Source organism: Agromyces sp. MMS24-JH15 (genome assembly GCF_043518605.1).
Classification (GTDB): Bacteria; Actinomycetota; Actinomycetes; order Actinomycetales; family Microbacteriaceae; genus Agromyces.
Map to the genome: position 1 here is coordinate 3,354,918 of NZ_CP171358.1, position 12,598 is coordinate 3,367,515.

Annotated in this window: 13 protein-coding genes; all 13 read right to left on the reverse strand. The window is 74.5% G+C overall.

Translation table 11 applies throughout. From position 1 onward, the window contains the following. Positions 1–55: 55 nt before the first annotated feature. A complete protein-coding gene (locus tag ACDF64_RS15245; protein WP_394552205.1) occupies positions 56–715 on the reverse strand; it encodes a Trp biosynthesis-associated membrane protein in 660 nt (219 codons plus the stop codon). Beyond that, the gene (locus tag ACDF64_RS15250) at positions 715–2,235 is read right to left on the reverse strand and encodes an anthranilate synthase component I (RefSeq protein WP_394552206.1); all 1,521 of its coding nucleotides are present in this window, start codon (positions 2,233–2,235) and stop codon (positions 715–717) included. The genes ACDF64_RS15245 and ACDF64_RS15250 overlap by 1 nt, the downstream gene beginning before the upstream one ends. A gap of 2 nt (positions 2,236–2,237) precedes the next feature. Then, positions 2,238–2,570: a phosphoribosyl-AMP cyclohydrolase gene (hisI, locus tag ACDF64_RS15255; protein WP_394555171.1), complete on the reverse strand. Its 333-nt coding sequence runs from the start codon at positions 2,568–2,570 to the stop codon at positions 2,238–2,240. 77 nt (positions 2,571–2,647) lie between these two features. Continuing rightward, the gene (hisF, locus tag ACDF64_RS15260) at positions 2,648–3,409 is read right to left on the reverse strand and encodes an imidazole glycerol phosphate synthase subunit HisF (RefSeq protein WP_394552207.1); all 762 of its coding nucleotides are present in this window, start codon (positions 3,407–3,409) and stop codon (positions 2,648–2,650) included. A gap of 9 nt (positions 3,410–3,418) precedes the next feature. Beyond that, complete coding sequence (hisG, locus tag ACDF64_RS15265; RefSeq protein WP_394552208.1) at positions 3,419–4,258, reverse strand: ATP phosphoribosyltransferase; 840 nt, start codon at positions 4,256–4,258, stop codon at positions 3,419–3,421. A gap of 49 nt (positions 4,259–4,307) precedes the next feature. Then, positions 4,308–4,571: a phosphoribosyl-ATP diphosphatase gene (locus ACDF64_RS15270; RefSeq protein WP_394552209.1), complete on the reverse strand. Its 264-nt coding sequence runs from the start codon at positions 4,569–4,571 to the stop codon at positions 4,308–4,310. Positions 4,572–4,600: 29 nt separating this feature from the next. Beyond that, positions 4,601–5,260 carry a ribulose-phosphate 3-epimerase gene (gene rpe / locus ACDF64_RS15275; protein WP_394552210.1) on the reverse strand — a complete coding sequence of 220 codons (660 nt, stop codon included), beginning with the start codon at positions 5,258–5,260 and terminating at the stop codon, positions 4,601–4,603. Between the two features lie 54 nt (positions 5,261–5,314). Then, positions 5,315–6,859 (reverse strand): RsmB/NOP family class I SAM-dependent RNA methyltransferase, encoded by a 1,545-nt coding sequence (locus ACDF64_RS15280; protein ID WP_394552211.1) that lies wholly within the window; start codon positions 6,857–6,859, stop codon positions 5,315–5,317. Further along, a complete protein-coding gene (gene fmt / locus ACDF64_RS15285; protein WP_394552212.1) occupies positions 6,856–7,803 on the reverse strand; it encodes a methionyl-tRNA formyltransferase in 948 nt (315 codons plus the stop codon). Before fmt ends, ACDF64_RS15280 begins: the two co-directional genes overlap by 4 nt. Positions 7,804–7,846: 43 nt before the next feature. Then, positions 7,847–9,802, reverse strand: a complete 1,956-nt coding sequence (locus ACDF64_RS15290; protein WP_394552213.1) for a primosomal protein N' — start codon at positions 9,800–9,802, stop codon at positions 7,847–7,849. Position 9,803: 1 nt separating this feature from the next. Continuing rightward, complete coding sequence (gene metK / locus ACDF64_RS15295) at positions 9,804–10,997, reverse strand: methionine adenosyltransferase (RefSeq protein WP_394552214.1); 1,194 nt, start codon at positions 10,995–10,997, stop codon at positions 9,804–9,806. After that, positions 10,994–12,295, reverse strand: coding sequence for a bifunctional phosphopantothenoylcysteine decarboxylase/phosphopantothenate--cysteine ligase CoaBC (gene coaBC / locus ACDF64_RS15300; protein ID WP_394552215.1), 1,302 nt, complete (start codon positions 12,293–12,295; stop codon positions 10,994–10,996). The genes metK and coaBC overlap by 4 nt, the downstream gene beginning before the upstream one ends. An 11-nt stretch (positions 12,296–12,306) precedes the next feature. Continuing rightward, positions 12,307–12,564 (reverse strand): DNA-directed RNA polymerase subunit omega, encoded by a 258-nt coding sequence (gene rpoZ, locus ACDF64_RS15305; protein WP_121475289.1) that lies wholly within the window; start codon positions 12,562–12,564, stop codon positions 12,307–12,309. Between the last annotated feature and the right edge of the window lie 34 nt (positions 12,565–12,598).

Sequence of the window (12,598 nt, forward strand, 5' to 3'; positions counted from 1 at the left end):
GACGCGCCCGGGCGTGTGACGGGGTTCCCGGCGGGGCCCGCGCCCGTCGCCGTCGTCAGTCGGTCGGGTCCTCGCCGCGGCTCAGCTCGTCCCAGTCGTCGATGGCGCGGTCGCGCGCGGAGCCGTGGGCCGCCGCGCCGTCCGCGGGCGCCGCGCCGTCCGCGCCGGCCGCGCCGTGCGGCCCGTCCGCGTCCGCCGCGTCGAACTCGGCGGCGCGGTAGCGCCTCGACGACGCCGGCCAACGGCGGCCCGTGGCGAGCACGAGGATGCCGCCGAGCACCACGAGCACCCCGGATGCGATGCCGACGACCGGCCACGCGGTCGCCGACGCCCCGTCCACGAACGCGGCCGTCGACTCGGACCCCGTCACGCCCGTGGCATCCGTCACCGCCGGCGCGACCGCGCCCAGCGGATCGCCGAGCGCGGTGGCCGACGCCAGGACGAGGCATCCGCCGAGCAGGACCGCGAGGACGCCGAGCACGATGCGGATCCCCGGGCCCGCGATCGCGAGCGCACCAGCGAGCGCGAGCCCGGCGAGCGCGAGGGCCGCGAGCGCGGGCGAGGCGACGTCGCCGCCCACCGCGATCGGCTCGCCCGTGCCGGCGCCCGCGACGAGGACGACCTGGAACCACGGCTGGCTCCAGCTCAGGAGCGCGAGCCCCGCACCGACGACGAGGACGAGGATCGCCGGGAGCTTCATCCGCTCGGCGCGCATCAGGTCACCCGGTGCAGCGCGTTCGCGACGGCCACCGCGCGCAGCGGCGCGGCCGCCTTGTTCTGCGACTCCGCGAACTCGCTCTCCGCGTCCGAGTCCGCGACGAGGCCCGCACCGGCCTGCACCCGTGCGACGCCGCCCGAGATGACCGCGGTGCGGATCGCGATCGCGAGGTCGGCGTCGCCGCCGAAGCCGAAGTAGCCGACCACGCCGCCGTAGACGCCGCGCTGGGCGGGCTCCAGTTCGTCGATGATCTCGAGCGCACGCGGCTTCGGCGCGCCCGACAGCGTGCCGGCGGGGAACGTCGCACGGAACACCTCGACCGCGTTCCGGCCGGGCGCGAGGTCGCCCTCGACGCTCGAGACGAGGTGCATGATGTGGCTGAACCGCTCGACGCGCATGAACTCGGTGACCTCGACCGTGCCCGCGGTGCAGACCTTCGCGAGGTCGTTGCGCGCGAGGTCGACGAGCATGAGGTGCTCGGCCTGCTCCTTCGGGTCGGCGACGAGCTCGGCCTCGAGGTCCGCGTCCTCCTCGGGCGTGCGACCGCGCGGCTTGGAGCCCGCGATGGGATGCGTGTAGACGCGCCCGTCCTCGACCTTCACGAGCGCCTCGGGCGAGGACCCGACGATCCAGTACGGGTCGCCGTCGGGCCGCTCGAGGTGCAGCAGGTACATGTACGGGCTCGGGTTGAGGGTGCGCAGCACGCGGTAGACGTCGAGCGGATCGGCGGTCGCCTCCTGCTCGAAGCGCTGCGAGATCACGACCTGGAAGACGTCGCCCTCGCGGATGTACTCACGCGAGCGCTCGACCGCGCCGAGGAAGTCGTCGCGGTCGGTGCGGTGCACGGGCGACGGCGAGACGTCCAGGTCGATGAGCGCGAGGCTCGCCTCCGCGGGCTGCGCGAGGCGCGCCTGCAGGCCGTCGAGGCGGCGCTGCGCGTCCGCCCACAGCGCGGCCGGGTCCTCGTCGCGGTCGTTCAGCACGGATGCAACGACCTGAACGGTGCTCGTGCGGTGGTCGAGGACCACGAGCTCGGACACGAACGCGAACGCCTGCCCCGGGACCTCGTGGTCGGCGGGCGGACGGTTCGGCAGGTGCTCGAGTTCGCGCACGGCCTCCCAGCCGATGAAGCCGACGAGTCCGCCCGTGAGCGGCGGTGCGCCCGGGACGTCCACGGTGGTCCAGCGCTGGTGCAGCGCCTCGAGCGCCGCGAGGGGCGCGAGACCGGATGCCCCGCCGAGCGCGCGTTCGGCGTCGAGCCCGTGGTCCTGCCACTCGACCGTGCCGTCGCGCTCGGTGAGCACGCCGTAGGCGCCCGCGCCGACGAACGAGTACCGCGACCAGATGCCGCCCTGCTCGGCGGACTCGAGCAGGAAGGTCCCCGGCCGGCCGGCCGCGAGCTTGCGGTAGATGCCGACCGGCGTCTCGCCGTCGGCGAAGAGCTCGCGCACGACGGGCACCACGCGGCGCCCGGGAAGCAGTCGGACGAAGTCGTCGAAGCCCGTGGTCGCGGCCACCCTCAGCGCTCCCCCACGGCGACGGCGAGCCCGTCGGCGTCGAAGCAGGTCCGGTCGCCCGTGTGGCATGCGGCACCGACCTGGTCGACCCGCACGAGCAGCGCGTCGGCGTCGCAGTCGAGCGCGGCGGACTTCACGAACTGGGCGTGGCCGGAGGTGTCGCCCTTCCGCCAGTACTCCTGCCGCGACCGCGACCAGAAGGTCACGCGGCCCTCGGTCAGCGTGCGGCGCAGGGCCTCGCGGTCCATCCAGCCGAGCATGAGCACCTCACCGGTGTCCCACTGCTGGATGATCGCGGGGATGAGCCCGTCGCGGTCGAACTTCGCGCGGTCCATCGGGCTCTGGCCGACGGCCCACGGCTCGTCGTCGCGATCGAACTCCTCGTCGCCGTCGAACGTCGTGCCCGGCTCGCTCATCGGACGATCCTCCCATCGGCCCGGAGGGCCTCCTTCACGTCGCCGATCGTGAGCTCGGCGTTGTGGAACACGGATGCCGCGAGCACGGCGTCCGCGCCCGCGGCGATGGCCGGTGCGAAGTGCTCGACCGCGCCCGCCCCGCCCGACGCGATCACGGGGACGGAGGACAGCTCGTGCATGAGCCCGGTGAGCTCGAGGTCGAATCCCTGCTTCGTGCCATCGGCGTCGATCGAGTTGACCAGCAGTTCGCCCGCGCCGAGCTCGATCGCCCGCTTCGCCCACTCGAGCGCGTCGAGGTCGGTCTCGGTGCGGCCGCCGTGCGTCGTCACGACGAAGCCCGACTCGGTGCGGTCGGAGCGCTTCACGTCGAGCGAGAGCACGAGCACCTGCGCACCGAACCGGTCGGCGATCTCGCCGATCAGGGCCGGGCGGGCGATCGCGGCGCTGTTCACGCCCACCTTGTCCGCGCCGTGGCCCTGGAGCCGCGCGACGTCCTCGGTCGAGCGCACGCCGCCGCCGACCGTCAGCGGGATGAAGACCTGCTCCGCGACGCGCTGCACCATGTCGTAGGTCGTCGAGCGGTCGTCGACCGTGGCGGTCACGTCGAGGAACGTGAGCTCGTCGGCGCCCTGCGCCGCGTACCGGGCCGCGAGCTCGACCGGGTCGCCGGCGTCGCGCAGGTGCAGGAAGTTCACGCCCTTGACGACGCGGCCGGCGGCCACGTCGAGGCACGGGATGACGCGGACGGCGAGGGTCATCCGGTCACCTCACAGCCTGGCCGCGTGGATCGCGCTCACGAGGATGGCCCTCGCGCCGAGCGCGTAGAGCTCGTCCATCACGTGGTTCATGTCGGGGCGCGGGATCATGACGCGCACCGCGACCCAGTCGGCGTCGTGCAGCGGCGACACGGTGGGCGACTCGAAGCCGGGCGCGACCGCGGTGGCCGCCTCGAGGGCCGTGAGCGGCACGTCGTAGTCGAGGAGGACGTACTGGCGCGCGACCAGCACGCCCTGCAGGCGGCGGACGAGCGTGTGGGTCCCGGGCTTCTCGACGCCCGAGCCGATCAGCACGGCCTCGCTGTCGAGGATGACCGGGCCGAAGATGTCCAGGCCGGCCTTCCGGAGCGTCGAACCGGTGGAGACCACGTCCGCGACGGCGTCGGCGACGCCGAGCCGGACGGCCGACTCGACCGCGCCGTCGAGCTTCACGAGCTTGGTCGTGACCCCGTGCCGGGCGAGGAACGCGCCGACCAGGCCCGGGTAGCTCGTCGCGACGCGGACGCCCTGCAGGTCGGCGAGGTCGGTGTACGCGCCCGTCGGGGCGGCGAAGCGGAAGGTCGAATCCCCGAAGCCGAGCGGCGCGATCTCGCTCGCCTCGGAGCCGGAGTCCAGCAGCAGGTCGCGGCCGGTGATGCCGACGTCGAGCGCGCCGGACCCGACGTACGTCGCGATGTCGCGCGGACGCAGGTAGAAGAACTCGACCCCGTTGCGGGGGTCGGCGACGATGAGCTCGCGCGGGTCCCTCCGACCGGTGTACCCGGCCTCGTGGAGCATGTCGGCGGCGGTCTCGGACAGCGAACCCTTGTTGGGCACGGCGATGCGGAGCATTCCCTGGCTTTCGTGTGGACGGAACGGATCGGTCATGGCGATGGCGCGATCAGAGATGTCGGTACACGTCGGCCGGGGTCAGGCCCTTCGCGAGCATGAGCACCTGCAGGTGGTAGAGCAGCTGCGAGATCTCCTCTGCGGTCTCGTCGAGGCTCTGGAATTCGGCGGCCATCCACACCTCGGCCGCCTCCTCGACGATCTTCTTGCCGATGGCGTGGACGCCGGCGTCGAGTTCCCGGACCGTGCCGCTGCCCTCGGGGCGAGTGCGGGCCTTGTCCTGGAGCTCGACGAAGAGTTCGTCGAAGGATTTCACCCGAGCAGCCTACCGGTGCGGCCGCCCCCTCAGTGCCGGTGCGCGGCTGCGGCGTCCCGCAGCGCGGCGATCTGCTCGGCGGGCTCGCCGCGGAACACCGCGGATCCGGCGACGAAGGTGTCGGCGCCGGCTTCGGCCGCGATGCCGATCGTGTCGATCGTGACACCGCCGTCGACCTGCAGCCAGACGTCGAGTCCGCGGGCCCGTGCGGCACCCTTGACGCGCGCCAGCTTCGGCATGGTCTCGGGCATGAACGACTGCCCGCCGAAGCCGGGCTCGACGGTCATCACGAGCACCTGGTCGAACTCCTCGAGGAGGTCGAGGTAGGGCTCTGCGTCCGTGCCGGGCTTCAGCGCGATGCCCGCGCGTGCGCCGATCTCCCGCAGGCGGCGGGCGAGCCGGACCGGGTCGGTCGCGGCTTCGACATGGAACGTCACACTCGCGGCGCCGGCCTCCGCGTAGCCGGGTGCCCAGCGGTCGGGGTCGTCGATCATGAGGTGCACGTCGAGCGGCACGGGCGAGACCTGGACGAGCCGTTCGACCATCGGGAGCCCGAACGTGAGGTTCGGGACGAAGTGGTTGTCCATGATGTCGACGTGCACGAGGTCGGCGGTCGCGATGCGCCCGAGCTCGCGTTCGAAGTTCGCGAAGTCGGCCGCGAGGATGCTCGGATTGATGCGCGTCGTCATGCGATCGAGCCTACCGACGGGGCATCCTCGGGCCGAGTCGCCGACCCGACCGGCTCAGTCGCGGCGGCGCACGAGCGCGACGAACATCGCGTCCGTGCCGTGCCGGTGCGGCCAGAGCTGCACGGTGCGTCCGTCGCCGGCGAGGTCGAGCGGCCGGCTCGCGACGGCCTGCAGGACGCCCGCGGTGTCGAGCTGCTCGACCTCGCCCTCGTGCCGCGCGAGCGCCGCACCCAGCGACCCGTGCGTCTCAGCCGTGTGCGGCGAGCACGTGACGTAGGCGAGGATGCCGCCGGGCGCGAGCGCGCCGATCGCCGCGTCGAGGAGCTGCCCCTGCAACGCGGTCAGCTCCGAGACGTCCGCCGGGCGCTTGCGCCACCGGGATTCGGGGCGACGGCGCAGCGCGCCGAGGCCGGTGCACGGCGCGTCGAGCAGGACCCGGTCGAACCCGCCGGGCGCGCCGAGCGCGGCGAGATCGAGCTCGCGGCCGTCGCCGACCCGCACGGAGACGTCGAGCGGGACGCCCGCGACGGCCTTGCGGACGAGCTCGGCGCGGACCGGCACGAGCTCGTTCGCGACCAGCATCGCATCGGCCGCGAGCGCCTCGGCCGCGAGGATCGCGGTCTTGCCGCCCGGTCCCGAGCAGAGGTCGAGCCAGCGCTCCCCCGGCGCGATCGGCCGGGCGCGCGTGAGCGCGAGGGCGGCGAGCTGGGAGCCCTCGTCCTGGACGCGGACGCGACCCTCGTGCGCGGCGACGACGTCGAGCGGACGGTCGGCGGTGAGGCCGAGGGGCGAGTACCGGTCGGGTTCGCCGAGGTCGGATGCCTCGACGTCGCCGAGGCCCGGGAGGAGCACGAGGTTCACCGCGGGCGAGGCGTTGTCGGCGGCCAGCAGCGCCTCGAGCTCGTCGCCGCGTCCCTCGCGGTCCAGGGCCGCGCGGAGCGCGCGGACCACCCAGCGCGGATGCGATTCGACGATCGCGAGCCGATCGGTCTCGTCCCGGGCGTCGGCGCCGATGCGGCGCATCCACTCGCCCGCCTCGGTGCGCGAGACGTTGCGGAGCACCGCGTTCACGAAGCCGGATGCCGCGGGCGCGACCTTGTTCGCGAGCGCGACGGACTCGTGCACGGCGGCATGGGTCGGCACGCGCGTCGCGAGCAGCTGGTGGGTGCCGAGCCGCAGCACGTTCAGCACGGACGGGTCGATCTGCTGGACCGGGCGACCGGCCGCGACCGCGATGACCGCGTCCCAGGTGCCCTGCCGGCGGAGCGTGCCGTAGGTGAGCTCGGTCGCGAGGCCGGCGTCGGCGCCCGCCAGGCCGGCCCTGGCGATGCGGGTCGGCAGGAGGAGGTTCGCGTACGCCTCGGAGTCGCGCACGGCCTCGAGGACGTCGTAGGCGACGAGTCGCGGACGGGCGACCCAGCTCGACCCGGGTGCCCGACGGGGTCCGCGCCGGTCTCCACCGCGGCCGTCTCCCCCGTCGCGCCCTGCTCCGTTGCGACCTGCGCCGTCCCGCCCTGCCCCGTTCCGGCCTGCTCCGTCCCGGCCTGCGCCGTCCCGGCCGCCCTGCGGCCGCCGTCCGCCGCCGCCCGTGCCGCTCATCGCGCCACCGCCGCGCTCGCGCCGAGTCCGCGCCACCAGTCGGGCGCGGGCATGGCGTTCCGGCCCGCGGGCTGGACGCGGTCGAGGCGCAGCGCGCCGTCGCCGGTGCCCACGAAGACCTGCTTGCCGACGCCGACCACGACGCCCGGCGCCGGTAGGGCGCCGCCGTCTCCCGCGAACGCCTCCGCACCGACCGGTGCCGCCGCGAGCACCTTGAGGCGCACGCCGTCGACCTCGGTGAACGCGCCCGGCTCGGGCGTCACGCCGCGCAGCCGCGCATCGACCTCGGCGGTCGGCCGCGACCAGTCGAGGCGCGCATCGTCGATCGAGAGCTTCGGCGCGAAGGTCGGCTCGCCCGCCTGGGGCGTCACGCCCGCCGTGCCGTCCGCGACCCGGTCGACGACCTCGGCGACGAGACCGGCGCCCTCCTCGGCGAGGGCCGCGAGCAGGTCCCCCGCGGTCTCCCCCGGCGCGATCGGCCTGCGGACCTCGCCGTAGACGTCGCCGGCGTCGAGTTCGGGCACCAGCCGGAACACGGATGCCCCGGTCTCGGCGTCGCCCGCGATGATCGCGCGCTGCACCGGGGCCGCACCGCGCCAGGCCGGGAGCAACGAGAAGTGCAGGTTCATCCACCCGTGCGCGGGGCCCGACAGCAGCGGCTCGCGGACCAGCCCGCCGTATGCGACGACGACGCCGAGGTCGGGCCGGAGGGCGAGGACGCGCTCGGTCGCGTCGGCGTCGAGCCGCGCCGCGTCGATCACGGGCAGGCCGAGGCGCTCGGCCTCCTGCGCGACCGGCGACGGCGTGAGCACGCGCTTGCGCCCGAGCGGTGCCGGCGGGCGCGTGACCACGCCGACGACCTCGTGCGGTCCCTCGGCGAGTCGTCGGAGGGTCGGCACGGCGGGAGCGGGCGTGCCCGCGAAGACGATCCGGAGCTTCTGCACACTCCATTGTCCCCGACCCGCGGCCGCGGTCGCCGACGGGCGTTCACGGAACGGCGGGATCGTCCATCCGCACCCGGAGGATCGGAGGCCGGCCGGGCCCGCGTCCGGCGACCGGCCGCCGCCGCTCCGTCGCCGTGCGCACGGTCTCGGCGCGGAGCGCCTGCGCCACCGCGGCCCCCGCGCCGTAGTCGAAGCGCACGATCGCGCGCTGCAGTCCACCGTCGACGTCGACGGGACCCAGCACGTCGACACCGGCCGCCGCCGCCCTCGCCGCCTCGACCGCGGCGGCGACGCGCTCCGGCGCGGCGGTGACGCTCGCCACGCGCACCGCGGGCGGGAAGCGCAGTGCGCGGCGCGCCTCGAGCTCGCTCGCGGCCCACTCGGGCTGCCGCCAGGTCGCCATCGCCGTGCCCAGGGCGCCGCCCACGCCGACGAGGAACACCGGCGCCCCGGGCGCCGCGAGCGCGGCCGCCCCAGACCACCAGCGCAGGCAGTCCTCCGCGACGCGCAGCGACTCGCGCAGGAGCATCCGCTCGCCGTCCAACAGGAGCACCGCCCGGTAGCCGCCGTCGGCGACCGGTTCGGCCCCGCGCGTCGCGATGACGAGGGCGGGGTCGGCTCCGACCCGCATCACCTGCCGCTCGCCGTCGGAGAGGATGATCCGGGTCCGCGGGAACGCACGGCCGAATTCCTCGGCCGTCCGGGTCGCGCCGATCGTCACGGCGCGGAGCTTGTCGTGTCCGCACGCGCCGCACCGCCAGGCGGTCGCGGGCGTGCCGCACAGCGCGCACGCGGGCGCCCCGCCATGCGGCGGCACGGCGATCGGTCCGGCGCAGGTCGCGCAGCGGGCGGGCTCGCGGCACCGGGCGCAGGCCATCATCGGCACCTGTCCTGGTCGAGCGACCTGCACCAGCACCGGGCCCGCCGCGGCCGCGTCGCGTGCGTGCCGCCAGGCGGCCGACGGGATGCGCGCGGAACCGGGCTCCGGCTGCCGGTCGGGATCGACGAGCACCACGCGCGGCCGCTCGACCCGGCGCGGACGGACCTCGCGGACCCAGCCGAGCTCGACGAGCCGCGCGAGCTCGACGCTGCGCGTGTGCCCGGCGAACACGAGTGCGGCCCCCGACTGCTCCTGACGCACGAGCGCGACGTCGCGGGCGTGCGCGCCCGGGGCGAGCGGTTCGGCGTGCAGCGGGTCGCCGTCGTCCCAGACGGCGATGAGGCCCAGCCGAGGCACCGGGGCGTAGACGGTCGACCGGTTGCCGACGACGATGCGGGCGGACTCGCCGGTCCCGGCGAGGAACGCGCGGTACCGATCCGCGCCGCCCTGCCGGGCGTCGGCGCGCACGACGCGCCGCGGGTCGACGATCGCGCGCAGCGCGGCCTCGAGCTGCTCCTGGTCGCGATGGTCGGGGACGGCGAGCACGACCGACCGGTCGCCCGAGAGGACGTGCGCGGCGGCCTCGGCGAGGGCGACCGCCCAGGCACCCGCCCACGCGCCGTCCGGGAGCCGTCGCAGCCCCGGGTCGACCACGAGCGCGAGGCGCTCCCCCGCGTCCAGCGCGGCCTCGACCCGGCCGTCCTCGAATCCCGTGACCGCGAGCGGCTCGGGCAGTGGACCGGGGTCGTCGACGCCCGCGAGCCAGGCGCGCTCCGCGCGGACGTACCTGCCGGGGATCGCGAGCCGGAGGACGTCGCTCGCGACGCCCGCGGCGCGGTCGGCGACCGCCCGGGCGAGCGCCCAGAGTTCCGGGGTGAGCAGGGGCGCCTCGCCGACGACGTCCTCGAGTTCGCTCAGGCGGCCGTCGAACTCGCTCCGGTCGGCGAGCTCGACGAGCCATCCGGTCGCGATCCGGCCGCCGGTGCGCAGGGGCATGCGCACGCGCACGCCCGGACGCGCGACACCGACCAGGTGGTCGGGGACGCGGTAGTCGAAGAGCTGGTCGAGCTGCGGCAGCGGCGAGTCGACGGCCACCCGCGCGACGCGGCCGTCGGGCACGTCAGAGTCCGGCGGCCTGGCGGAGGTCGTCGACCCGGTCGAGGCGCTCCCACGCGAACTCGGGCAGCTCGCGGCCGAAGTGCCCGTACGTCGAGGTCTTCGCGTAGATCGGCCGGAGGAGGTCGAGGTCGCGGATGATGGCCGCAGGTCGCAGGTCGAACACCTCGCGGATCGCCGCGGTGATGCGCTCCTCGGGCAGGTGGCCCGTGCCGAACGTCTCGACGTAGAGGCCCACCGGCGCCGCCTTGCCGATCGCGTAGGCGACCTGGAGTTCGAGGCGGTCGGCGAGGCCCGCGGCGACCGCGTTCTTCGCCGCCCAGCGCATCGCGTAGGCCGCCGAACGGTCGACCTTCGACGGGTCCTTGCCGCTGAACGCGCCGCCGCCGTGCCGGCTCGCGCCGCCGTACGTGTCGATGATGATCTTGCGACCCGTGAGACCCGCGTCGCCCTGCGGGCCGCCGATCTCGAATCGGCCGGTCGGGTTGATCAGGACCTTCAGCTCGGGTCGGACGAGTTCGACGGCGTCGAGGACCGGACGGATCACGACCTCCTCGACCTCGGCGCGGAGCTGCTCGGTCGACACCGCGGGCGAGTGCTGCGTGGAGAGCACGACCGTCTCGATGGACTTCGGGACCTGGCCGTCGTAGCCGATGGTGACCTGCGTCTTGCCGTCGGGGCGCAGGTAGTCGAGCTCGCCCGCCTTGCGGACCGTGGCGAGGCGCTCGGCGAGTCGGTGCGCGAGCCAGATCGGCACGGGCATGAGCTCCGGGGTCTCGCGGGTCGCGTAGCCGAACATGATGCCCTGGTCGCCCGCGCCCTGCTTGTCGAGCGCGTCCTCGCTCGAACCCTCGCGCGACTCGAACGCGTCGTCGACGCCCTGGGCGATGTCGGGAGACTGGCCGCCGATCGACACCGACACGCCGCAGCTGCGACCGTCGAACCACACGTCCGACGAGTTGTAGCCGATCGACGTGACGCGCTCGCGCACGATGCTCGGGATCTCGACGTACCCGGAGGTCGTCACCTCGCCCGCGACGTGCACGAGGCCCGTGGTGACGAGCGTCTCCACGGCCACGCGGGCGTTCGGGTCGACGGTCAGCAGGGCGTCGAGGATCGAGTCGGAGATCTGATCGCAGATCTTGTCCGGGTGTCCCTCGGTGACGGACTCGGACGTGAAGAGCCGCAGCGCGCTCATATCGGGTGTGCACTCCCTCGATGGGTGGAGACGGGCCGGCGGACCGCCAGTTCTGATACGACCACGTCGATGATGCCGTGCGCCACCGACGTCTTGGCGCCGTGACGCTCCGTGACGACCAGATCGTCGGGCCCGATCACCACGACCGCGTTCTCGTCGGTCGCGAACCCCTCGCGCCAGCCCACGCGGTTGACGACCAGCAGGTCGGCTCCCTTCGCGCGGCGCTTCGCACGCCCGAGCTCGAGGAGCCGATCGTCGTCGGGCTCGGTCTCGGCCGCGAAGCCGACCAGCAGGGTCCCGCCGTGCGGCTCGGCGCCGATCTCGGCGAGGATGTCCGGATTCCGGACGAGCTCGAGGGTCAGGCCGTCGCCTGAGCCGTCCTTCTTGATCTTGGCCTCGCTCACCGACGCGGGCCGGTAGTCGGCGACGGCGGCCGCCATCACGAGGACGTCCGCGCTCGCGAGCGCGTCGCGGACCGCGTCGCGCAACTCGAGCGCCGTCGACACCGTCCGCACCGAGCAGCCGTCGGGCGAGGAGACCTCGAGGTTCGCGGCGATGAGGTGGACCTCCGCGCCGCGGGCCCGGGCCGCCTCGGCGATCGCCGTGCCCTGCTTGCCGCTGGACCGGTTGCCGAGGAACCGCACCGGGTCGAGGGGCTCGCGCGTGCCTCCGGCCGTGACGACGACGCGGACGCCGGCGAGGTCGGCGACCGGGGCATCCGTCGACGCGGCGTCCTCCGGACCGTCCGATGCGGGCGCCGCCTCGGCGCCTCCGACCACCGCGAGTGCGGCCGCGACGATCGCCTCGGGCTCCTCCATCCGGCCGGGGCCGCTGTCGGCGCCCGTGAGCTGGCCGATCGCGGGCCCGACGACCGTGACGCCGCGCGAGCGCAGCGTCGCGATGTTGGCGCGCGTGGCGGGATGCTCCCACATCTCGGTGTGCATCGCGGGCGCGATCACGACGGGGGCGCGACTGGCGAGCACGGTGTTGCCGAGCAGGTCGTCGGCGATGCCCGCGGCCAGCTTGGCGATCGTGTTCGCCGTCGCCGGCGCGATCACGATGAGGTCGGCCGCCTGGCCGATCGCGACGTGGCGCACCTCGGCCACGCCCTCGTAGAGGTCGACGTGGACCGGGTTGCGCGAGATCGCCTCGAGCGTCGGCCGCCCGACGAACCGCAGCGCGGCCTCGGTCGGCACGACGTGGACGTCGTGGCCCGCGAGCACGAGCGCCCGCACGACCCCGACGGCCTTGTACGCCGCGATGCCGCCGGAGATGCCGACGACGACGTTGAGGCGCATCCGGGCCCCGGCTACTCGCCGATCGGGCGGAGGCGGAGCTTGTCCTCGTTGATCTCGTGCAGCGCGACCGTGAGCGGCTTGTCGTCGATCGACGAGTCGACGAGCGGGCCGACGTTGTCGAACAGGCTGCCCTCGTGGAGGTCCGCGTAGTAGTCGTTGATCTGGCGGGCGCGCTTGGACGCGAAGATCACCAGCTGGTACTTCGAGTCGACCTTGGAGAGCAGGTCGTCGATGGGCGGGTCGATGATGCCGGACTGCTTCTCAGCCATGCGGGAACTCCTCGTTTCGTAGCGGTCGCGCACC

Bases quoted from the DNA above. Each gene is read 5' to 3' on its own strand.
- ACDF64_RS15245 (WP_394552205.1), bottom strand. From the start codon at position 715: ATGCGCGCCGAGCGGATGAAGCTCCCGGCGATCCTCGTCCTCGTCGTC.
- hisI (WP_394555171.1), bottom strand. From the start codon at position 2,570: ATGGACCGCGCGAAGTTCGACCGCGACGGGCTCATCCCCGCGATCATC.
- hisF (WP_394552207.1), bottom strand. From the start codon at position 3,409: ATGACCCTCGCCGTCCGCGTCATCCCGTGCCTCGACGTGGCCGCCGGC.
- hisG (WP_394552208.1), bottom strand. From the start codon at position 4,258: ATGCTCCGCATCGCCGTGCCCAACAAGGGTTCGCTGTCCGAGACCGCC.
- rpe (WP_394552210.1), bottom strand. From the start codon at position 5,260: ATGACGACGCGCATCAATCCGAGCATCCTCGCGGCCGACTTCGCGAAC.
- ACDF64_RS15280 (WP_394552211.1), bottom strand. From the start codon at position 6,859: ATGAGCGGCACGGGCGGCGGCGGACGGCGGCCGCAGGGCGGCCGGGAC.
- metK (WP_394552214.1), bottom strand. From the start codon at position 10,997: ATGAGCGCGCTGCGGCTCTTCACGTCCGAGTCCGTCACCGAGGGACAC.
- coaBC (WP_394552215.1), bottom strand. From the start codon at position 12,295: ATGCGCCTCAACGTCGTCGTCGGCATCTCCGGCGGCATCGCGGCGTAC.
- rpoZ (WP_121475289.1), bottom strand. From the start codon at position 12,564: ATGGCTGAGAAGCAGTCCGGCATCATCGACCCGCCCATCGACGACCTG.